Below are 19,412 nucleotides of genomic sequence, written 5' to 3' on the forward strand. Positions count from 1 at the left end.
CGGCCGTTCACTCGGGCTGCCAGCCCGGTCCACGGAAGACCCGTCCGGCGCGCTCCCGCCAGTCGCGCGCCGCCCGTACGTCGCGTGCGATGGCCGCGTACTCGTGGGTGGCGACCCGCAGCGGGTTGTAGGTCTCTATGTTCTTCGTGAGCCCGAAGACCGGCCGTACGGTCTCCGCCGCGAAGGAGCCGAAGAGACGGTCCCAGACGATCAGGATCCCCCCGAAGTTCCGGTCCAGATAGCCGCCTTGGGAGGCGTGGTGCACGCGGTGGTGGGAGGGCGTGTTCAGTACGTACTCGAAGGGGCGGGGAAGCTTGTCGATCCGCTCGGTGTGCACCCAGAACTGGTAGACGAGGTTCGCCGACGAGCAGAAGGCGAGCGCCGCGGGATGCGCCCCGAGCAGGATGAACGGGAGGTAGAACGGCCAGACGGTGAGCGAGGTCCAGGGCTGGCGCAGTGCGGTGCTGAGGTTGAACTTCCGGCTGGAGTGGTGCACCACGTGGCAGGCCCACAGGATCCGGACGACGTGATGGCCGCGGTGGGACCAGTAGTAGAGGAAGTCCTGCGCGAGCAGCATCAGGGGGATCGTCCACCACAGGAGGGGGACGCGCAGCGGCGTCAGCTCGTACGCCGCCATGTAGACGGCCACGACGGGGATCTTCCACAGGAGGTCGAAGCCGAGACTGCCGAGGCCCATGGAGAGACTGGTGGCGGCGTCCTTGCCGGAGTACCCGGCGGCGTCCTCGTCGGGATGCAGTCGGTAACTCACCACTTCGACCAGGGTGAGCAGGACGAACGCGGGGATCGACCACAGCACGACATCGGGCAGGTTCGGCGGCATGTCAGCACCGTAGGGCCGGGTGCGCGGCCCCGGCTAGATGTTGTTACTGACAAGTATGTGAGACATCCTGTCAGCGGAATTTGGTGACTTCCACCAAGGGGTGACCGGACGGCCCGTCAACGCCCCTGCCCCGCGAGCGAGTCGGGGACCGGGCGGAGGCGCGTCACGGAGTGTCAGTCGCGGCCCGTATTGTCTGTGACCATGCTCGACGACCCTGCGACTTCAGCGATGTGGCCGGCCGCGTACCCCCGGGGATACGCGGTCGTCGACGTGGAGACCACCGGACTCGCCCGTGACGACCGGATAGTGTCCGCGGCGGTGTACCGGCTGGACGCGCTGGGCAATGTCGAGGACCACTGGTACACGCTGGTCAATCCCGAGCGGGATCCGGGGCCGGTCTGGATCCACGGGCTGACGACCGATGTGCTGGCGGGCGCACCGCTGTTCACGGACGTCGAGCGGGAGTTCTCGGAGCGGCTCGCGGACCGGGTGCTCGTCGCGCACAACGCGTTCTTCGACTGGTCGATGATCTCCCGGGAGTACGCCCGCGCGAGGGCGACCGCGCCGACGCGCCAGCGGCTGTGCACGATCGCGCTCGCCAAGGAGCTCCGACTGCCGCTGCCCAACCACAAGTTGGCCACGCTCGCCGAGCACTTCGGCGTCGCCCAGCAGCGCGCCCACCACGCGCTGGACGACGCGCGGGTGCTCGCGGAGGCCTTCCGGCCGAGCCTGCACGCGGCGGCGCGCGACGGGGTGCGGCTGCCGCTGCTCGAATGCCGGCCGCTCACGGAGTGGTCGGACAGCCCTGCCGCGCCACTGATCGGCCATCAGCCGACGTACCGTCCGACGACCTGGCGGCCGTCGCGCCGGCTCCCGGCCTGCCCGTATCCGAACCCCGGGCGGTACGAGAGCGACAAGCCGCTGACGCAGGGGATGCGGGTGGCCTTCTCGGGCGACACGTCGGTCGACCGTGAGCTGCTGGAGGACCGGGTCGTCGAGGCGGGGCTGCATGTGGCCACCAGCGTCTCCCGGAAGACGAGTCTGCTCGTGACGAACGACCCCGGGTCGGCGACGTCGAAGACGGTGAAGGCGGCGGAGTACGGCACGCCGGTCGTCGACGAGGCGGCGTTCACCCACCTGCTGCGTGACGTGGCGCCCGCGCCCGGCACCGTCCCCGCGCCCGCCCCCGCGCCGAGGCCCGGCGCGGTGCCCGCCTCCGTACCGGCCCCGCCCCCGGCAGACGGGTGATTGCGCCGCGACTCGCCTGCCGTCCGCTCGCACACCACGCCACCGCGTCCCACCCTGTGGCGCATGGCACGTTGCGAAGTATGCGGAAATGAGTACGGCATGTCGTTCGAGGTGCACGCGCAGGGCGCCGTGCACGTCTTCGACTGCTTCTCCTGCGCCATCCACCGCATGGCGCCCGTCTGTGAACACTGCCGGGTCCAGATCATCGGCCAGGGCGTCGAGGTCGAGGGCCAGTGGTTCTGCGGCGCGCACTGCGCCCGCGCCGAGGGGAGGGCGGGCATCGTCGACCGGGTGTGAGGGCCGCCGCCGACGGGCCGGGTCGAAGGCCGGGTCCGTCGGCCGGGCGGACGGACCCGCTGCCGGGGGCGGCACGAGCGCCGGGTACCGTCGAGGCGTGTACCGCTTCCTCCTGTCGCGGCAGTGGGTGATCCTCACCCTGTTCGCCCTCGTGCTCATCCCCGTGATGATCGAGCTGGGTTTCTGGCAGTTCCACCGCCATGAACACCGGGTGGCGCAGAACACCCTGATCGCGAACAACCTCAAGGCGAAGCCGGTCCCGGTCACCGACCTCACCTCCCCCGGCCACAGCGTGCCGCGCGCCGACTTCTGGCGGCAGGTGGAGGCCACCGGCACCTACGACACGGCGCACGAGGTCGTCGTACGGCGCCGGACCAACGGCGACGACAAGGTCGGCTTCCACGTGCTGACCCCGCTCGTCCTCGGTGACGGCCGCGCCGTTCTCGTCAACCGCGGCTGGATCCCCTTCGGCGAGGACCAGCGGTCCTTCCCCGACATCCCGGCGGCGCCGAAGGGCGAGGTCACGGTCACCGGCCGGCTCAAGGCCGACGAGACGACCGGCAGCAGCGGCATCAAGGAGCTGAGCGACCTCCCGGACCGCCAGGTCATGCTGATCAACAGCGAGCAGCGGGCCCGGTCGCTCGGCAGGACCGTCCTCGGCGGCTACATCGAACAGACCGCCCCCGCGGCGCCGGGCGACAGCCCGCAGCAGATCCCGGAACCGGACTCCGGCTCCATCGGCGCGCATATGGCGTACGCCGTGCAGTGGTGGCTGTTCACCGCCGGCGTGCCCGTCGGGTGGGTCATTCTCGTACGGCGCGAAACGCGCGACCGCGCGGCTAGCGCCGCCCGGGGCACACCCGAGCGCGAGAAGACCGCCGCATAACCCGCCTGTCCTGCGGGAACAGGGCTGAAGTGACCCAACGCATCGAGGACTACGCCCTCATCGGCGACCTGCAGACCGCGGCCCTCGTCGGCAGAGACGGCTCCATCGACTGGTTGTGCCTGCCACGCTTCGACTCGGCCGCCTGCTTCGCGTCCCTGCTCGGCAACAAGGAGAACGGCCACTGGCTGCTCGCCCCGCGTGGCGCGAGCCGCTGCACCAGCAGGCGGTACGCGGGCGACTCGCTGGTACTGGAGACCCTCTGGGAGACCAGGAGCGGCACGGTGAAGGTCACCGACTTCATGCCGCAGCGCGACGTCGCGCCGGACGTCGTGCGGATCGTGGAGGGTGTCAGCGGCACCGTGGAGATGAACGCCACCCTGCGGCTGCGCTTCGACTACGGCTCGATCGTGCCGTGGATGCGCAGGACCGACGGCCAGCGCGTCGCCGTCGCCGGACCCGACTCGGTCTGGCTGCGGAGCGTGTCGCGGGCGCGGCCCGTCGGCGGTGAACTGGCCCCGAACGAGAAGCCGGTGGTCAAGACCTGGGGCCAGGAGTTCAGCACCTGCTCGTCGTTCACCGTCGGCGCCGGGGAGAAGGTCGCCTTCGTCCTCACCTGGCACCCCTCGCATCTGCCGCGCCCCGACCTGGTCGACCCGTTCGAGGCCCTGGAGCACAGCAAGGAGGACTGGGAGGAGTGGGCGGCGCGCTGTACGTACAAGGGGCCGTACCGCGAGGCGGTCCTGCGCTCCCTGCTCACGCTGAAGGCGCTCATCTACGCCCCGACCGGCGGCATCGTGGCGGCGCCGACGACCTCGCTCCCCGAGGAGTTGGGGGGCGTACGGAACTGGGACTACCGCTACTGCTGGCTGCGCGACTCGGCTCTCGTCCTGAACGCCCTGCTGTCCGCGGGCTATGTGGACGAGGCCGAGGCCTGGCGCGACTGGCTGCTGCGCGCGGTCGCCGGTGACCCCTCCGACCTCCAGATCATGTACGGGGTCGGCGGCGAACGGCGTTTGCCCGAGACGGAGTTGCCGTGGCTGGACGGTTACGCGGGCGCGCGCCCGGTCCGGGTCGGGAACGAGGCGGTCGAACAGCTTCAGCTCGACGTGTACGGCGAGGTCATCGACTCCCTGCACGTGGCGCGTGGCGTCGGCCTCACGGGCCGGCCGCACGCGTGGGACCTCCAGCTCGCCCTGCTCGGCTTCCTGGAGTCGAAGTGGCGCGAGCCGGACGAGGGGCTGTGGGAAGTACGCGGCCCCCGGCAGCACTTCACGCACTCCAAGGTGATGGCGTGGGTCGCCGCCGACCGCGCGGTGAAGACGCTGGAGGCCGATCCGTCGCTGCGGGGAGATGTGAACCGGTGGCGGACGATGCGCGACGAGGTGCACCGGGATGTGTGCGAGAAGGGCTTCGACCCGGTCCGTAACACCTTCACGCAGGCGTACGGCTCCCGGGAACTGGACGCGGCGACGCTCCTGATCCCCCGCTTCGGCTTTCTGCCGCCGGACGATCCGCGGGTCGTGGGCACGGTCGACGCGGTACGGGCCGAGCTGGGCCAGGAGGGGCTGGTACGCCGCTACAGCACGGAGGGGACGTCGGTCGACGGACTGCCGGGCAGCGAAGGAACGTTCCTCGTCTGCTCGTTCTGGCTGGCCGACGCGCTGCTGATGACGGGCCGCAGGAAGGAGGCGACGGAACTCTACGAGCGCCTTCTCGCTCTGCGCAACGACGTCGGCCTGCTCGCCGAGGAGTACGACGCGGCGCTCGGGCGGCAACTGGGCAACTTCCCCCAGGCGTTCAGTCATATCGGTCTCGTGGGGACGGCCCTCGCCCTGGCCGCGGAGGAGGAGGCAGGATAGGGGCCATGGATCTTGGACTGAAGGACCGTGTCTATGTCGTCACCGGCGCGTCCCGGGGGCTGGGACGCGCCTCCGCCGAAGCGCTGGCGGCGGACGGCGCGAAGGTGGTCGTCACCGGGCGCGACGAGAAGTCCGTCACCGATGCGGCGGCCTCGATCGGCCCGAACGCGTTCGGCGTCGCCGCGGACAACGCCGATCCCGCCGTCGCGGACCGCCTGATAGCCGTGGCGCGGGAACGGTTCGGCGGCTTCGACGGGATCCTGATCAGCGTCGGCGGCCCGCCGCCGGGGCTGACCCGGGACACGAGTGACGAGCAGTGGCGGTCGGCGTTCGACTCGGTCTTCCTGGGCGCGGTACGGCTGGCGCGCACGGCCGCGGCGGAGCTGGGCGACGGCGGGGTGATCGGTCTCGTCCTGTCCGGCTCGGTCCACGAGCCGATCCGCGGCCTCACGATCTCCAACGGTCTGCGGCCGGGCCTCGCGGGTTTCGCGAAGTCACTCGCGGACGAGGTGGGTCCGCTCGGCATACGTGTGATCGGCCTGCTGCCGGCCCGGATCGACACGGACCGCGTCCGCGAGCTGGACGCGCTGTCGGACGATCCGGCGGCGGCGCGCGCGGGCCACGAGTCCCGCATCCCGTTGCGCCGCTACGGCACAGCGGAGGAGTTCGGCCGCACAGCGGCGTTCATGCTCTCCCCGGCGGCGTCCTACCTGACGGGCGTGATGCTCCCGGTCGACGGCGGCGCCCGCCACGGCTACTGACACCCCTCCCCCGGCCACCCACCAGCCCCGACCGGCACCAACTAAGCCCCTCCGGCGATCGGGGAGCGGGGTCCGGGGCGGCGCCCCGGTCAGGTCACCCGCTGCGCCCGGTGCTTGGCCGCCCGCAGCCTCGCCTCCGTCGGCAACGCCTCCAGCCCCGCCGAATCCCGCGCATGCGCCACCGCCTCCCGCGTCAGTCCCTCCAGCGTCTCCCCCGGCGCCGCATGCGGCTCCAGCAGCAACCGCACCCGCGCCTCCGGCGCGCTCCGCCGCCCGGTCAGCCGCACCCGCGCCCTGGACACACCGTCCAGCGACTGCGCCTCGCTCTCCAGGACGTTCTCCAGTGCCCGGCCCCTCAGCAGCGCGCCCTCCCCGTCGCCGCTGTCGACCAGCACCTCCGCCAGCCGCGCGCGCCGCAGTTGGGACAGCAGCCACCACAGCATCAGCAGCACCAGGACGGCGAGGACCGCGATGACGACCGGCCACCACCAGCCCTGAGCGCTCCAGCGGTCCCGGTCGGCGTCGCTCAGCAGCACGTCCTTCTCGCCGGTGTACGGCCACCAGGACGGTACGGACACGCCCAGCCCCGTCGCGAGCACTCCGCCGCCGACACACAGCAGCACCAGCCCGACGAGGCCCAGCAGGACACGGTTGACGACCCTGAGCATCCCGTCATCCCTTCTTCGTCGGCCGGCGGACGTGCACGGAGAGCGCGGGTGGCTTGACCAGGCCCAGGTCGCCGATGCCGACGGCCAGCGCGGTGTCCAGATCGGCGCGTACGTCGTCGAGTTCGCGGAAGTGGGACACGGCCCGCACGCGAATCTTGCTGCGGCGGGCCCGTACCCGTACGGACTGGATGCCGGAGACTTCGAGCGCCCGGTCGCGCAGCGTCAGCGCCGCCGCTTCCCGGTCGAGCCCGGCCCGTACCCTCGTGGGACCGCGGCGCATCGGCAGCACCTGGCGCAGCCCGGGGGTGAGGGCGAGGACGATCAGCCAGAGGCCGACGGCCGCCGCGACACCCGAGCCGACCAGGACCCAGGTGTTGTCCATCGGCTCGGTGGCCAGCCGGTCGGCGAGCCACCGGCGCCAGTACATGGCCGGGTGGTCGGCCCGTACGGCCGCGACGTCGTACAGCAGCAGCGCCGCCGCGCCGAGCAGTACGGCCGCGACCACCGCGGCCGGGATCCGGCGCCAGGACCAGAAACGGGGGGTCTTGCCGTCCCCGTCGTCCCGTTCCAGCGTGGGCTTCGGTTCGTACCGGGAGGCGGAGGCGGACTGGTCGAGTTCGAGCAGGTCCGCGCGGACGGCGCCGTGCCCCCCTGATGCCTCCGGCGTACGTTCGGTCCCCTCGCCCACCGGTTCGCTCATCGGGTCCTCCCCTGCGCCGCGCGCGACTGGGCGGAGTGGAGCCGTTCGACCATGACGACCACTTCCGGCACCTCCATCCCCGCCAGAGCACTTACCCGCCGGGCGACCCGGTGACGCACCGCGCCGCACAGAGCGCCGATGTCGGAGGGGTAGTCCAGCTCGACACCGATCCGTACGCGCGCCACGTCGTGGTGGACCAGCACGCTGGCATGCGGCGCCTCGCCCCCCTCCGGTACACCGTCCAGTGCCTCCCGCGCCGCCTGCGCGGCGATCTTCGCGACGACACGGTCGGCGATCCTGGTCGCCCCGCGCTCTGCGGCCGCCACCCGCTCACCGGCCACGGACCGTCACCGCCGGCGTTCGTCGCGCTCGCGGCCACGGAAGAAGTCGCCGGGTTCAAGATCGCCGTCGAGGAACCGGCCTGCCACGAACCCCACCGCGCCCAACGCGGCCACCAGCAGAAAAGCTCCGAAACCACCGAAGTATCCGGCGAACGCCAGGGCCATACCGGCCAACAGGCCGACCACCGCCATGCTCATCTAGTGACTCCTCATCAATCTCGCGGATCCGGCCGTTACTGGAGCCGTGACTCGGGCTCGTCGTCCTCTTCGTCGGGCAGCTTCACATCACTGACGGCGATGTTGACCTCGACGACCTCCAGGCCCGTCATCCGTTCGACGGCGGAGATCACGTTCTCCCGTACGTCACGGGCGACATCGGCGATCGCCACGCCGTAGTCGACGACGATCTCCAGGTCCAGGGCGGTCTGTACCTCGCCCACCTCCGCCTTCACACCGCGCGAGACGGACTTGGTGCCACCGGGGACCCGGTCGCGTACGGCGCCGAAGGTGCGGGACATACCGCTGCCCATCGCGTGGACCCCGAGCACGTCACGCGCGGCCAGGCCGGCGATCTTCTCCACGACTCCGTCGGCGATGGTGGTCCGCCCACGGGCGGACGGGTCGCCGCCGCCCTTCCTGCCGCCGGAGGGCTTGCGCTGGTCCTCGTTGGACGACGACTTGGCTGACGGCTCGGGCTGGTTGCGCTGCGTGGTCTCGGACATGGCGATTCGCCCCTTTCCGGGCGCTGGTGGACTCGTTGCCCACATTAGGGCGCCTTGCCCGGTCTCGCGCCGGGAATGCGGCAGTCTGGGGCCCATGACGACTGGTCACGGTGGGAACGGTGCGGATGGTTGGAGCACGGCGGTGCACGAACGGCTCGGCCTCGGCCGGCTGCTCCCGCTGGGCGACGCGGCAGACGGGGCATGGCTCGCCGAACGGGCGGCGGCGACCGCGCTGCGGCGTGCGACGGCGGAAGTGCCCGGCACCACGCTGGGCCGGCTGAGACTCTGTCTGGCCGACCCCGGCTCGGCGGATCAGCCCGCCGTGGAGCCGCCGCCCAGTGCGCTGCCGCCGGGGGCGCTCCGTATCGAGGGGGACTTCGCGACGGTCGCGGGCGAGCCCCTGCCGGACGTGGCGGAGCGGCTGCGTACGGCCCTGTACCGGTACGCGGTGGACCGCCTGGGGCTGCGGGTGACGGAGGTGGACCTGCGGGTGACTGCGCTGCTGGACGAGCCGGACACGGACTCCTCGGGGACCACTGCGCCAGTCGGGGCAATCGCCGTCGCCCCGAGGGGCACGGCGGCGGTCGTCGCGACGAACGTCCCCGGTGTCGCCCATCTGTCCGGGGCGCTCGGCACGCCGGTGCTCGTCACGAGGGGACATGTGCGCGTCGAGCTGGCGACGGCGGCGGGCCACCATCCGAGGGACGTGGCACGTGCGGTGCGCAGACAGGTCTCGGCGTCCCTGCCGAGCCACCCCACGGTGGCGGTTCTGATCACCTCGGTCGACGTCCCCCGAGCGGGCCCGACGGCCTGAGGGGGTGCCTTGCGGATCTCGCCGGTCACGGGGCTGCTCATGACCTCGTAGATCCATTATCCGGGTGGACGGGGGCCCCTGTCACCGTTCTCCGGAATGATCTTTACACCCGATATGCGCCTTTAGGGTTGCGGAACGGAGCACAACGCACCGACCGACCCCGGGAGTTGAGAGTGGCGCACGACCTTGCCGCGCTGGCGGCGGAACTCACGGACATGGCCGCGGCCGATCAACGGTCCTCCGTGTTCGCGAACAGCGACGAGCCGGCCGAGCAGTTGGCGTGGCGGCGGCTGACCGCACGTCACGGCGACCGGCTCGGCGAGATCATGGACGAGTACGGCTGGCCGACCGCGGAACTGGTCGGCGAGGAGGCCGCACGCGCGGCGTGGCTGGTCGCGCAGCACGCCGACCGGCAGCTCGACGTTCAGCGTCGCGCGCTGAAGCAGCTGGAGCGGGCGGTGTCGGCAGGCTCTGCCGCCCCGCGCGAGCTGGCCTTTCTGCGCGACCGCACGTTGGTCAACGACGGCCGCAAGCAGATCTACGGCACTCAGATCGCGGGCGTGAAGGACGGATCGCCGATTCCGTGGCCCTGCGAGGAGCCCGGGCGCATGGACGAACTCCGTGCGGAGGCCGGCATCGAGCCCTTCGACGAATACGTCGCCAAGTTCGCGACGACCTGACGACCCGTCCTCCGGACAGGGCCTTGGGTCCGGACAGGGCCTAGTCGCCGAGGCCCGCCAGGTCCCGCAGGCGGCGTGCCTGGGCGGCGCGTTCGGCGGCGCGCTGTTCGTCGTACGTACGCGACGACGCGCCCAGCAGCAGCGCCTTGGTCTCGACCGTCGCGTCGCGCGGCGCGGCGAGGAGCGCGGCCGTCAGGTCCGCCACCGCCGCGTCGAGTTCGGCCGGCGGCACGACGAGATTGGCGAGGCCGGTGCGCTCGGCCTCGTCGGCCTGCACGAAGCGGCCCGTCGCGCAGATCTCCAGCGCGCGGGCGTAGCCGACGATCCCCACGAGGGGGTGAGTACCGGCGAGGTCGGGGACCAGCCCGAGGCTGGTCTCGCGCATGGCGAACTGTACGTCCGACGCGACGACGCGCAGATCGCAGCCCAGCGCGAGCTGGAATCCGGCGCCGATGGCGTGCCCCTGGACGGCGGCGATCGACACGATGTCGCTCCGGCGCCACCAGGTGAAGGCGGACTGGTACGCGGCGATGGCCGCGTCCAGCTCCGTGTCGGAACGGCGCGCCAGCTCCGGGAAGGAGGGTTCACCGTCGAAGCCCTCGGGAGTGAACGCCTGCCGGTCGAGGCCGGCGGAGAAGGATTTTCCCTCACCGCGCAGCACGACGACCCGCACGCTGCCTGGCAGTGACTGCCCGGCTTCCGTCAACGCCCGCCACAGAGCGGGAGACTGAGCGTTGCGCTTTGCCGGGTTGGTCAAGGTCACCGTGGCAACCGCGTCCTCGACGGTGAGCCGTACGCCGTCCTTGTCGAGCACGTGATCGGTCGAAGTCATGGGGCGCCTCCGGTTCGGTGCAGTCAGCACGCCTAGCTAAGTGACTGCACAGTAACCACCCGGCCGACCGCGACGACCGGCCGGGTGGTCACCGGCGGAACCGGTGGCCGGAGAAGCTGTACGCGGTCGTCAGGCCGAGGCCTTCTTGCCGCGCGTCGCTCCACCGCGTCCCCGGAGTGTGACTCCGGACTCGCTGAGCATCCGGTGGACGAATCCGTAGGACCGGCCCGTTTCCTCGGCCAGCGCACGGATACTCGCACCGGAGTCGTACTTCTTCTTCAGGTCTGCCGCGAGCTTGTCGCGCGCGGGGCCGGTTACCCGGCTGCCCTTCTTCAGAGTCTCGGCCACCCGTGCCTCCTCATGAAAATGCGCTCTGGACTTCTCATGATCACCCCTCGGGGCGCTCCTGGCCACCCATTCAGCAAGGTTCCCGTCACAAGCTTCGAGGGAGCCCCGCATTCGAACACGAACGGAATGACGAATTCCAGACCGGCGCGGGCCCGCCCGTCATCGGATGCGCGGAGGAAACAGCAGGTCAGGCGCCGTACGCCGGGAAGCTGATCGAACTGGTACCGGAACGGCTTGATCGTCGGCGCGCCACGCCAAAGTACGAGACGTACTCACTCAGATGATGGATCACCGCTGAGCCGAATGATCCATACGGAGTGGATCACGCCGGTACCGTCAGGCCAGGGCCACCAGATCCGCGTAGTCCGCGCCCCAGAGGTCCTCGACACCGTCGGGCAGCAGGATGATCCGTTCCGGTTCGAGCGCGTGGACGGCGCCCTCGTCGTGGGTGACGAGGATGACCGCGCCCTTGTATGTGCGCAGCGCCCCGAGGATCTCCTCGCGGCTGGCCGGGTCGAGGTTGTTCGTGGGCTCGTCGAGGAGCAGCACGTTGGCCGACGACACGACCAGGGTCGCGAGGGCGAGACGGGTCTTCTCGCCGCCGGACAGGACGCGGGCGGGCTTCTCGACGTCGTCCCCGGAGAACAGGAAGGAGCCGAGGGTCTTGCGGACCTCGACGAGGTCGAGGTCGGGGGCCGACGACCGCATGTTCTCCAGGACGGAGCGGTCGGGGTCGAGCGTCTCGTGCTCCTGCGCGTAGTAGCCGAGCTTGAGGCCGTGGCCCGGCGTCACTTCACCGGTGTCGGGCTTCTCCACCCCGGCGAGCAGCCGGAGCAGCGTGGTCTTGCCCGCGCCGTTGAGGCCGAGGATGACGACGCGCGAGCCCTTGTCGATGGCGAGGTCGACGTCCGTGAAGATCTCCAGGGAGCCGTACGACTTCGACAGGCCCTCGGCGGTCAGCGGCGTCTTGCCGCACGGCGCGGGTTCGGGGAAGCGCAGCTTGGCGACCTTGTCGGACTGGCGTACCGCCTCCAGGCCGGACAGCAGGCGCTCCGCGCGGCGTGCCATGTTCTGCGCGGCGACGGTCTTGGTGGCCTTGGCGCGCATCTTGTCGGCCTGCGAGTTGAGGGTCGCGGCCTTCTTCTCCGCGTTGGCGCGCTCGCGCTTGCGCCGCTTCTCGTCGGACTCGCGCTGCTGCTGGTAGAGCTTCCAGCCCATGTTGTAGACGTCGATCTGGGAGCGGTTGGCGTCCAGGTAGAAGACCTTGTTGACGACCGTCTCGACGAGGTCGACGTCGTGGGAGATGACGATGAAGCCGCCGCGGTAGGTCTTGAGGTAGTCGCGCAGCCAGACGATGGAGTCGGCGTCGAGGTGGTTCGTCGGCTCGTCCAGGAGCAGGGTGTCGGCGTCCGAGAAGAGGATGCGGGCGAGTTCGACACGGCGGCGCTGACCGCCGGAGAGCGTATGGAGGGGCTGGCCGAGCACCCGGTCGGGCAGGCCGAGCGCGGCGGCGATGGTGGCGGCCTCGGACTCGGCGGCGTATCCGCCCTTGGTGAGGAACTCCGTCTCCAGGCGCTCGTACTTCTTCATCGCCTTCTCGCGGGTGGCGCCCTTGCCGTTCGCCATCCGGTCCTCGTTCTCGCGCATCTTCTTCAGGACGGAGTCGAGGTCGCGGGCCGAGAGGATGCGGTCACGGGCGAGGGTGTCGAGATCACCGGTGCGCGGGTCCTGCGGCAGATAGCCGACGTCGCCGGAGCGGGTGATGGTGCCGGCGGCGGGGGTGCCCTCACCCGCGAGGCATTTGGTGAGGGTGGTCTTGCCCGCTCCGTTGCGGCCGACGAGGCCGATGCGGTCGCCCTTGGCGATACGGAAGGAGGCTGACTCGATGAGGATGCGAGCGCCGGCGCGCAACTCGACACCGGTGGCGGTGATCACGGAAAAACTCCAGGGCGGTATGGACGGCGGAAGGGCGGGCGGAGGGGATTCTTCGACGCCGGCTAATGCACAAGGAGAAATGCCATACGGCCGAGTCTACCGGGGGCGGACAACTGGTTTTCGCCCGGCGGGGTCCCTCCGGGACGGCCGGCCGGGCTGCGTTGTCGGTGACCGGTGCCAGACTGGGAGAACTGAGACGCAGGTCACAGGCGAACGCGGAGAAGGGTGATCAGCATGGCCGGTGTGCCGACTGTCTGTCCGACGCTCGTGTACGAGGACGCTAAGGCGGCCATCAGGACGCTGAAGGACGCCTTCGGCTTCAGGGAGGTGAGTGTGTACGAGGGCGAGGACGGCAGCGTGCTCCATGCCGAACTGGCCCACGGGAGCGGCATGGTGATGCTGGGGTCGAGGAAGGGCGAGGGCGTCTTCGCCGAGGCGATGGCCGGCGGCGGGCCCGCCGGGATCTATGTGGTCGTCGAGGACGTCGACGCGCACCACGCCCGCGCCGTGGAGCAGGGCGTGGAGATCCTGATGCCGCCCACGGACCAGGACTACGGCTCGCGGGACTACATGGCGCGCGACGCGGAGGGCAACGTCTGGAGCTTCGGGACGTACGCGCCGGGCGCCGGCGGCTGAGTCCGCGGCCCGCCGGGCGGTACGGGAGCGGTCGGGTCCCGCGCGGACGGGCTCCGTCCGCGCGGGCCGGTCAGGATCCGCCGGTGTGGACCTGGAAGGCGGCCCGCCGTACGGCCTTCGCGAGGGCCGGGTCCGGGTGCGCGGCCGCCAGCGCGACCAGCACCTGCACGGTGCGGGGGTGGCCGACGGCCCTGACCTCGTCGAGCAGGGCGGGGACGGTGCCCTGGACGGCCGAGTCGAGATGGCGGACCAGCAGCGCGGTCTCGCCGTGGTCGGCGACGGCCGCCGCGGTGTCGACCCAGAGCCAGGTCGACTCCTCACGGGTGAGGACGTCGGGGGCGTCCTCGGGGTCCGTGCCGTCGTACTCGGCGAGCCAGAGCAGGGCGTAGGGACGCAGGGAGGCCTCGGCGGAGGCGGTGCGCACCTCCGGCTCGGCGGGGGCGCCGACGACGCGCAGGGCCTCGAAGGCCAGTCCGCGCAGGAGCGCGTCCTCGCCGCGTGCGACGGTGAGGAGTTCGGTGACCGCGCTGCCGACGGTGCGGGCGGCGAGCCAGGCGCGGTACTCGGCGCGGGCCGGTCCGGGGGTGAGCCGGGCGCAGCCGCGCAGCATGTTGTCGGCGGACTGCTCGATGTTGCCCGCCGGGCTCTGCGCGGCGACGCAGATCTGCTCCAGCTTGACCCAGACCGCCCAGTTGCCGAGCGGGGTGAGGGTCGCCTGGCCCGCGCCGAGGGTCAGCGCACCGACGGCGGCCAGGCCCTCCAGGGCCCAGTCGAGGAGCGGCGGCAGCGGGACGGCCGCCGTGGCCTGTGCGGGCTCCGGCTCCGGTGCGGACGCTGTCGGGGCCGCCGTGGGACCGGACGCGGCCCGGGGGTCGTACGGCACCTCGCAGCGCTCGTCGCGCAGTTCCGCGACGCGCTGCTGGAGCAGGTCGAGGAGCGCCGGTACGGGCACGGGGCCGGCCGAGAGCTGGAGGAGGGAGAGCACCTGGGGGACGGCTTCGACGACCTCGGCGACCGTCGCCGGGGCGACGTCGTCGGGGGCGGCGTGGACGAGCGACCAGGCGTCGAAGAGGGCGACCCAGCCGCGCAGGACGGCGGAGTCGTCGCGGTCCCAGGCGCGCAGGCGCCAGCCGGGGCGTGCGGTGGTGCCGTGCAGTTCGACGAGCCCGGCGAGCCTGGCGCGATCCCAGCCCGCGCTCACCTGGTCCGGAGTCAACTCCAGGGCGGTGGCGGCCCGTTCACGTGCCTTCGGGGCGAGCGGGCCCGCGCCGGGGTCCCGGTCGGCCGCGGCCCAGCGGGCGATCCGTACGGAGTCGGCGAGGACGGCCCGCGCCTGACGGGCCAGCTCGGCGGGGGGTGGTGTGCCCTCCGGCGGACGGGGCGCCGGACGTGTTCGTCCGGTGGTCACGGCCCGTCGGGCCGTGGTCAAGGCTCGCGGGCGGACGAGTCGGAGTCTGGAGTTGCGCGCCAATTGCTCATCAGGCTTTCGGGACGTCACGGGTGCAGTCTTCCCGCTGATTGCCCGAAAGCCCAAACGGAACCTCGGGGCCGGGCCTCCAGCGGCCGGTCACACGCCAGGCAAGACACCGGACCGGAGGGTGGCCGGGGCGTGCTCCGACCGCCTCCGTACGGAAGTCGCGCCGCGGTGGGGCCCTTGGGGCGCGGGGCTACATGAGGGGAGTGAGGAAGCGGCGGAGCGTCTCCTCGTAGCCGACGGGGTCGGCGTTCCACATCGCGCCGTGCGGGGCGTCCGAGACCGTGTGCAGGGTGACCAGATCGGGGCGGCGGGCGGCGAGTTCACGGGACGGGTACCAGGGGGAGAGGGCGTCGTCGGGGCCGTGGACGATCAGCGTCGGGACGCGGAGTCTCCCCGGGTCGGCGACCACGGGCAGTCTGCCGCCGCGCAGTCCGGTCCGGCCCTGCGCCGCGCGGACGGCGAGGGGCAGCAGCAGGCCCGGGGTACGTCGTGCGGTGGCCAGGGCGCGCAGGGTGGCCTCCCAGTCGAGGACCGGGCTGTCGAGGACGAGTCCGCTGATCCGGTCACGCTGTCCGGACTTCCCGGCGGCGTGCAGGGCCATCGTGGCTCCGACGGACCAGCCGTACAGGATGACGTGTTCGGCGCCGTTGCGGACGGCGTGGCGGATCGCCGCGTCGAGGTCGCGCCATTCGGAGTCGCCGAGGTGCCCGAGGCCGTCCGGGGAGTGCGGGGCGCCGCGGTCGCCCCGGTAGGCCAGGTTCAGCACCGGGAACTGCTGGTCCACCAGGAACTCCAGGACGTTCATGGGGTGCTCCGGCGTGGTGCCGAGGCCGTGCGCGGTGATCATCCAGGTGTCCCGGCTGCCGGGCACGAACCAGCCGGGCAGCGGGCCGAGTTCGCCGGGGAACTCCACCTGGTCGAAGTCGATGCCGAGCGCGGTGGCGGGGTCGCCGTGGTGGAGCTGGGGCGTGAGCCGGACGCGGCTGCCGGCGTGGAGGGTGCCCCGCCCGACGCGTTCCAGTCTGCGCACGACCGTGTCGGCGGGGTGCGGTACGTCGTCGATGACCGGACCGACGACCGCCTGGACGTCCGCGGACTCCAGGCCGTACGTGCCGGGGCGCAGGGAGGCGAGACAGCGGGTCAGGGTGACGCGGCCGGCGGCCGTGGCGTGCACGGCGAGCCGTGGGTCGCCCGGCAGTGGTCGTCCGGGGGGCGCCTTGAGCGCGGCGTCGCTGGCGTACCGGCCGGCCGCCACAGCGGCCGTGCCGACACCGATCACTGTGGTGACGGCTGCTGCCGTCGCTCTGGCCGGGCGCATTCCCCCAGTGTCGGTACGGACGGCCGGTACGGCCAGTGGAGCGGGCGTCCGGGGTGAGGTTCCGGCGGCCCGCGGGGGGCCGATCCCGCGTGGTCAGCCGCGCTGGCCGTAGCCCCTGAGCTGCTCCTCGACGTCCCGTACCTGCTGCCGGGAGAGCAGGGCCGGCGTACGGCCGGGGACGGAGGTGGCGGTGAGCCACAGACGGCACATCCACTCCAGCTGTGCCGTGCGGTCGTACGCCTTGTCCAGGGTGTCCGCGTAGGTGAGGGTGCCGTGGTTCTGAAGCAGACAGCCCGTGCGGTCGCGCAGCGCGCGCAGCATGTGCTCCGCCAGGGCGTCGGTGCCGTACATCGCGTACGGGGCGACCCGGACCGGCCCGCCGAAGTCCGCCGCCATGTAGTGGATCAGCGGGAGTTCGGGGACGAGGGTGGAGACGGCGGTGGCGTGGACGGCGTGGGTGTGCACCACGGCGCCGGCGGTGGAGTTCCGGTAGACCTCCAGATGCATCGGCAGCTCGCTGGTGGGCCGGAGGCGGCCGACGACCTGCCGGCCGTCCAGGTCGACGGCGACGGTGTCCTTTGGCGTCAGCCGGTCGTACGGCACTCCGCTCGGCGTGACGAGGACGAGCTCCCCGACGCGTACGGACACGTTGCCCGAGGTGCCGACGACCAGTCCGTCGGCCGCGCTCCGGCGGGCGGTCGCGACGAGGTCCCGCCAGGCCTGTTCGATCTCCGGCCCGTCCGGGTGCCCCTGTTCGTGCCCGTGCCCGCTCCCGTGGTCGTGTCCGTGCGTGTGTCCGGTTTCCGTCATGCGGCGATTTTGCCAGTCGGCGCAAGGGAGTTCGCGGGGTCCGCGGGTCCCTCGGTGAGGTGAATCTCTCCCCGCCGCCGACCCCGGCGGGCGGGCCGCGCCGGATGCCCGGCAGGGGGCCGGAATCGGGGCGGAATCGGAGCGGGGGCGGGGCGCCGCACGGGTCGAGCGGAATCCGCGTGGCGCCCCCGGCACCGGGAGTGACACACCCGTTCACAAGCGGAGCGACCACACTCTGTTGGGAGTCACCGCAACGCCTGCCTCAGTTCATCTTCCGTTCACTCAGCATCCCTACGTTCCTGAACGGCCACTGACGTCAAACGATTGCCTGGGTAAATGGAACACATCACGCTGCTGCTCGCGATCGTGATCGTGACGGCTCTCGTGTTCGATTTCACGAACGGTTTCCACGACACCGCCAACGCGATGGCGACGACCATCTCGACCGGCGCACTGAAACCCAAGACGGCGGTGGCGATGTCCGCCGTGCTCAACCTCGTCGGCGCGTTCCTGTCCGTCGAGGTCGCCAAGACCATCTCCGGCGGGCTCATCAACGAACAGGGCATCCAGACCGAAGTCATCTTCGCGGCGCTCGTCGGCGCCATTCTGTGGAACCTGTTCACCTGGCTGCTCGGCCTTCCGTCGAGTTCCTCCCACGCTCTGTTCGGCGGACTCATCGGCGCCACGCTGATGTCCGTCGGCACCTCCGGTGTCAACGGCGGGGTCGTCGTCACCAAGGTCCTGCTCCCGGCGCTCGCCGCGCCGCTGGTGGCCGGTCTGGCCGCGATGCTGGCCACCCGGCTGACGTATCGCATCGGCCGCAACACGGACGAGAAGGACACGGCGAAGGGCTACCGCGCGGGACAGATCGCGTCGGCCGGCCTCGTCTCCCTCGCCCACGGCACCAACGACGCGCAGAAGACCATGGGTGTCATCACCCTCGCGCTGGTCACCGGCGGCGTCCTCGCCCCCGGCTCCAACCCCCCGATGTGGGTCATCGTCTCCGCCGGTGTCGCGATCGCGCTCGGTACCTACCTCGGCGGCTGGCGCATCATCCGCACCATGGGCAAGGGCCTCACCGACCTCCGGCCGCAGCAGGGCTTCGCCGCCCAGACCAGCGCGGCGACCGTCATCCTCGCCTCCTCCCACCTGGGCTTCTCACTCTCCACCACGCAGTCCTGCTCCGGTGCCGTGATGGGCGCCGGCCTCGGCCGCAAGGGCGGAGTCGTCCGCTGGTCGACCGCCACCCGGATGTTCATCGCCTGGGGGCTGACGCTGCCGGCCGCCGGTCTGGTCGCCGCGGGCGCCGAGTTCCTGACCAAGCAGGGTCCGTGGGGTGTCGCGGTCACGGCCGCGCTGCTCGTCGGTCTCTCGGCGGTCATCTGGCTGGCGTCGCGCCGTCAGCCGGTCGACCACACCAACGTCAACGAGGCGGACGAGCCGGCCGCCGCCGAGCCCGTGGGTGTCGTGACCGCCGCCATCGCCGCCGTCACCCCGCCCCCCGTGGGCGGCCCGGCGTCGGAGATCGCCGCCACCATCCCGGCCCCGGGCCCCGGGGAACCCACCGCCGAACCGGCCCGGACCGCGACGGTCTGACGAAGCGAAGGACACTTTCAGCATGAACATCGACTGGGCGGCGCTCGGCTCCGTCTTCGGCGTCAGTCTCGTGGCCACCATCGCTCTGGTGGGTCTGTTCACCCTGGGCATCGTGGGGCTCTCGAAGGGCGCGTCGGGCGCGTCGGCCACGGCCTCCGGCTCCACCGGCTCCGGCTCCGCGGCGCTGGCCCGCACCGGCGCGTACGTCTGCTTCGGTCTGTGCCTGGCGGCCGTGTCGTACGGGATCTACATGATCGTCGCCTGAGCGGGACGATCGAGCACGGCTGAGGGGGGTGGCCCGGACCGGGTCGCCCCCCTCAGCCGCGTTCCGGTCCCGTGGGCAGCCGCGCCGTGTGGGCCTCAGCACACTGCCCCGCCGCAGGTCAAAGCCCGGTTGACGGGGGTTCGCACGCGTGGTGGACTGCCGAGGCCAATACGGCGACAGCGAAGAGGAAGCCGGTGCGAATCCGGCGCGGTCCCGCCACTGTGACGGGAGACAGCCATGTCTCCCGGAGCCAGGAACTCTTGTCGCCGCATCACGTCGAACCAGGGCGCGGACCCTGAGTGAGGACATGTCGCCATGCCCGGCTGCGGTTCAGCTGTCGCGTCCAGTGCTGTGAGTACGAGACCCCCGAGAACCTCC

Annotated in this window: 22 protein-coding genes and 1 riboswitch; of the genes, 10 read left to right on the forward strand and 12 right to left on the reverse strand. The window is 71.6% G+C overall.

Features of this window, described 5'->3' with window-relative positions:
* Window positions 1-7 precede the first annotated feature (7 nt).
* On the reverse strand, window positions 8-841 hold the full coding sequence (locus tag ACFWHU_RS04960) for a sterol desaturase family protein (protein WP_385794562.1): 834 nt from the start codon (window positions 839-841) through the stop codon (window positions 8-10).
* A 195-nt stretch (window positions 842-1,036) separates the two neighbouring features.
* Between ACFWHU_RS04960 and ACFWHU_RS04965 the strand changes: the two genes are divergently transcribed.
* The 5 genes from ACFWHU_RS04965 (at window position 1,037) to ACFWHU_RS04985 (ending at window position 5,892) form a co-directional block, all read left to right on the forward strand.
* Entirely contained in the window at window positions 1,037-2,089 is a 1,053-nt protein-coding gene (locus ACFWHU_RS04965) for a DEDDh family exonuclease (RefSeq protein ID WP_387224011.1), read from the forward strand.
* Between the two features lie 63 nt (window positions 2,090-2,152).
* Window positions 2,153-2,386: a hypothetical protein gene (locus tag ACFWHU_RS04970; protein ID WP_242570533.1), complete on the forward strand. Its 234-nt coding sequence runs from the start codon at window positions 2,153-2,155 to the stop codon at window positions 2,384-2,386.
* Window positions 2,387-2,483: 97 nt separating this feature from the next.
* Window positions 2,484-3,272 (forward strand): SURF1 family protein, encoded by a 789-nt coding sequence (locus ACFWHU_RS04975; RefSeq protein ID WP_387224012.1) that lies wholly within the window; start codon window positions 2,484-2,486, stop codon window positions 3,270-3,272.
* 29 nt (window positions 3,273-3,301) lie between these two features.
* Window positions 3,302-5,131 (forward strand): glycoside hydrolase family 15 protein, encoded by a 1,830-nt coding sequence (locus ACFWHU_RS04980; RefSeq protein ID WP_387224013.1) that lies wholly within the window; start codon window positions 3,302-3,304, stop codon window positions 5,129-5,131.
* Between the two features lie 5 nt (window positions 5,132-5,136).
* Window positions 5,137-5,892: an SDR family oxidoreductase gene (locus ACFWHU_RS04985; RefSeq protein WP_387224014.1), complete on the forward strand. Its 756-nt coding sequence runs from the start codon at window positions 5,137-5,139 to the stop codon at window positions 5,890-5,892.
* A gap of 89 nt (window positions 5,893-5,981) precedes the next feature.
* Here ACFWHU_RS04985 and amaP read toward each other — a convergent pair whose 3' ends face one another.
* From amaP to ACFWHU_RS05010, 5 genes are read right to left on the reverse strand one after another with little or no spacing between them, the layout of a single operon-like run.
* Window positions 5,982-6,560 (reverse strand): alkaline shock response membrane anchor protein AmaP, encoded by a 579-nt coding sequence (gene amaP, locus ACFWHU_RS04990; protein ID WP_387224015.1) that lies wholly within the window; start codon window positions 6,558-6,560, stop codon window positions 5,982-5,984.
* Window positions 6,561-6,564: 4 nt separating this feature from the next.
* Window positions 6,565-7,260, reverse strand: a complete 696-nt coding sequence (locus ACFWHU_RS04995) for a DUF6286 domain-containing protein (RefSeq protein WP_385794576.1) — start codon at window positions 7,258-7,260, stop codon at window positions 6,565-6,567.
* Window positions 7,257-7,601: a hypothetical protein gene (locus tag ACFWHU_RS05000; RefSeq protein ID WP_385794578.1), complete on the reverse strand. Its 345-nt coding sequence runs from the start codon at window positions 7,599-7,601 to the stop codon at window positions 7,257-7,259. The genes ACFWHU_RS04995 and ACFWHU_RS05000 overlap by 4 nt, the downstream gene beginning before the upstream one ends.
* Window positions 7,602-7,607: 6 nt before the next feature.
* On the reverse strand, window positions 7,608-7,799 hold the full coding sequence (locus ACFWHU_RS05005; protein WP_385794580.1) for a hypothetical protein: 192 nt from the start codon (window positions 7,797-7,799) through the stop codon (window positions 7,608-7,610).
* Window positions 7,800-7,834: 35 nt separating this feature from the next.
* Window positions 7,835-8,323, reverse strand: coding sequence for an Asp23/Gls24 family envelope stress response protein (locus ACFWHU_RS05010; RefSeq protein WP_385794581.1), 489 nt, complete (start codon window positions 8,321-8,323; stop codon window positions 7,835-7,837).
* Between the two features lie 94 nt (window positions 8,324-8,417).
* Between ACFWHU_RS05010 and ACFWHU_RS05015 the strand changes: the two genes are divergently transcribed.
* Window positions 8,418-9,137, forward strand: a complete 720-nt coding sequence (locus tag ACFWHU_RS05015; RefSeq protein ID WP_387224016.1) for a hypothetical protein — start codon at window positions 8,418-8,420, stop codon at window positions 9,135-9,137.
* Between the two features lie 173 nt (window positions 9,138-9,310).
* Entirely contained in the window at window positions 9,311-9,817 is a 507-nt protein-coding gene (locus ACFWHU_RS05020) for a DUF6624 domain-containing protein (protein WP_387224017.1), read from the forward strand.
* Between the two features lie 40 nt (window positions 9,818-9,857).
* On the opposite strand, the gene ACFWHU_RS05025 is transcribed toward ACFWHU_RS05020, so the two are convergent.
* From ACFWHU_RS05025 to ACFWHU_RS05035, 3 genes are all read right to left on the reverse strand, one after another.
* Window positions 9,858-10,649, reverse strand: coding sequence for an enoyl-CoA hydratase/isomerase family protein (locus tag ACFWHU_RS05025; protein WP_387224018.1), 792 nt, complete (start codon window positions 10,647-10,649; stop codon window positions 9,858-9,860).
* A gap of 129 nt (window positions 10,650-10,778) precedes the next feature.
* Window positions 10,779-10,997 (reverse strand): helix-turn-helix domain-containing protein, encoded by a 219-nt coding sequence (locus ACFWHU_RS05030; RefSeq protein WP_023542602.1) that lies wholly within the window; start codon window positions 10,995-10,997, stop codon window positions 10,779-10,781.
* Between the two features lie 336 nt (window positions 10,998-11,333).
* Window positions 11,334-12,932, reverse strand: coding sequence for an ABC-F family ATP-binding cassette domain-containing protein (locus tag ACFWHU_RS05035; RefSeq protein WP_385794589.1), 1,599 nt, complete (start codon window positions 12,930-12,932; stop codon window positions 11,334-11,336).
* Window positions 12,933-13,166: 234 nt separating this feature from the next.
* On the opposite strand from ACFWHU_RS05035, the gene ACFWHU_RS05040 reads away from it, so the two are divergent.
* Window positions 13,167-13,568, forward strand: a complete 402-nt coding sequence (locus ACFWHU_RS05040) for a VOC family protein (RefSeq protein WP_242570546.1) — start codon at window positions 13,167-13,169, stop codon at window positions 13,566-13,568.
* Window positions 13,569-13,638: 70 nt separating this feature from the next.
* Here ACFWHU_RS05040 and ACFWHU_RS05045 read toward each other — a convergent pair whose 3' ends face one another.
* The 3 genes from ACFWHU_RS05045 to ACFWHU_RS05055 form a co-directional block, all read right to left on the reverse strand.
* Window positions 13,639-14,976, reverse strand: a complete 1,338-nt coding sequence (locus tag ACFWHU_RS05045) for a hypothetical protein (RefSeq protein WP_385794592.1) — start codon at window positions 14,974-14,976, stop codon at window positions 13,639-13,641.
* A 259-nt stretch (window positions 14,977-15,235) separates the two neighbouring features.
* Window positions 15,236-16,363, reverse strand: a complete 1,128-nt coding sequence (locus ACFWHU_RS05050; RefSeq protein ID WP_387224019.1) for an alpha/beta hydrolase family protein — start codon at window positions 16,361-16,363, stop codon at window positions 15,236-15,238.
* 93 nt (window positions 16,364-16,456) lie between these two features.
* On the reverse strand, window positions 16,457-17,173 hold the full coding sequence (locus ACFWHU_RS05055) for a class II aldolase/adducin family protein (protein ID WP_387224020.1): 717 nt from the start codon (window positions 17,171-17,173) through the stop codon (window positions 16,457-16,459).
* Window positions 17,174-17,509: 336 nt separating this feature from the next.
* On the opposite strand from ACFWHU_RS05055, the gene ACFWHU_RS05060 reads away from it, so the two are divergent.
* Both ACFWHU_RS05060 and ACFWHU_RS05065 read left to right on the forward strand, forming a co-directional pair.
* Window positions 17,510-18,769, forward strand: a complete 1,260-nt coding sequence (locus ACFWHU_RS05060) for an inorganic phosphate transporter (RefSeq protein ID WP_385794600.1) — start codon at window positions 17,510-17,512, stop codon at window positions 18,767-18,769.
* Between the two features lie 22 nt (window positions 18,770-18,791).
* On the forward strand, window positions 18,792-19,034 hold the full coding sequence (locus tag ACFWHU_RS05065; protein WP_387224021.1) for a hypothetical protein: 243 nt from the start codon (window positions 18,792-18,794) through the stop codon (window positions 19,032-19,034).
* A 135-nt stretch (window positions 19,035-19,169) separates the two neighbouring features.
* Window positions 19,170-19,317: riboswitch (cobalamin riboswitch) on the forward strand.
* Window positions 19,318-19,412: the final 95 nt, after the last annotated feature.

It is taken from the genome of Streptomyces sp. NPDC060366 (assembly GCF_042725135.1).
Taxonomy (GTDB): domain Bacteria; phylum Actinomycetota; class Actinomycetes; order Streptomycetales; family Streptomycetaceae; genus Streptomyces.

Excerpts from the sequence above, each read along its gene's own strand:
- ACFWHU_RS05055 (WP_387224020.1), bottom strand. The coding sequence starts at position 17,173 with ATGACGGAAACCGGACACACGCACGGACACGACCACGGGAGCGGGCAC.
- ACFWHU_RS05040 (WP_242570546.1), top strand. The coding sequence starts at position 13,167 with ATGGCCGGTGTGCCGACTGTCTGTCCGACGCTCGTGTACGAGGACGCT.
- ACFWHU_RS04995 (WP_385794576.1), bottom strand. The coding sequence starts at position 7,260 with ATGAGCGAACCGGTGGGCGAGGGGACCGAACGTACGCCGGAGGCATCA.
- ACFWHU_RS04960 (WP_385794562.1), bottom strand. The coding sequence starts at position 841 with ATGCCGCCGAACCTGCCCGATGTCGTGCTGTGGTCGATCCCCGCGTTC.
- ACFWHU_RS05050 (WP_387224019.1), bottom strand. The coding sequence starts at position 16,363 with ATGCGCCCGGCCAGAGCGACGGCAGCAGCCGTCACCACAGTGATCGGT.
- ACFWHU_RS04970 (WP_242570533.1), top strand. The coding sequence starts at position 2,153 with ATGGCACGTTGCGAAGTATGCGGAAATGAGTACGGCATGTCGTTCGAG.
- ACFWHU_RS05025 (WP_387224018.1), bottom strand. The coding sequence starts at position 10,649 with ATGACTTCGACCGATCACGTGCTCGACAAGGACGGCGTACGGCTCACC.
- ACFWHU_RS05015 (WP_387224016.1), top strand. The coding sequence starts at position 8,418 with ATGACGACTGGTCACGGTGGGAACGGTGCGGATGGTTGGAGCACGGCG.
- ACFWHU_RS05065 (WP_387224021.1), top strand. The coding sequence starts at position 18,792 with ATGAACATCGACTGGGCGGCGCTCGGCTCCGTCTTCGGCGTCAGTCTC.
- ACFWHU_RS05010 (WP_385794581.1), bottom strand. The coding sequence starts at position 8,323 with ATGTCCGAGACCACGCAGCGCAACCAGCCCGAGCCGTCAGCCAAGTCG.
- amaP (WP_387224015.1), bottom strand. The coding sequence starts at position 6,560 with ATGCTCAGGGTCGTCAACCGTGTCCTGCTGGGCCTCGTCGGGCTGGTG.
- ACFWHU_RS04985 (WP_387224014.1), top strand. The coding sequence starts at position 5,137 with ATGGATCTTGGACTGAAGGACCGTGTCTATGTCGTCACCGGCGCGTCC.
- ACFWHU_RS05005 (WP_385794580.1), bottom strand. The coding sequence starts at position 7,799 with ATGAGCATGGCGGTGGTCGGCCTGTTGGCCGGTATGGCCCTGGCGTTC.
- ACFWHU_RS05060 (WP_385794600.1), top strand. The coding sequence starts at position 17,510 with ATGGAACACATCACGCTGCTGCTCGCGATCGTGATCGTGACGGCTCTC.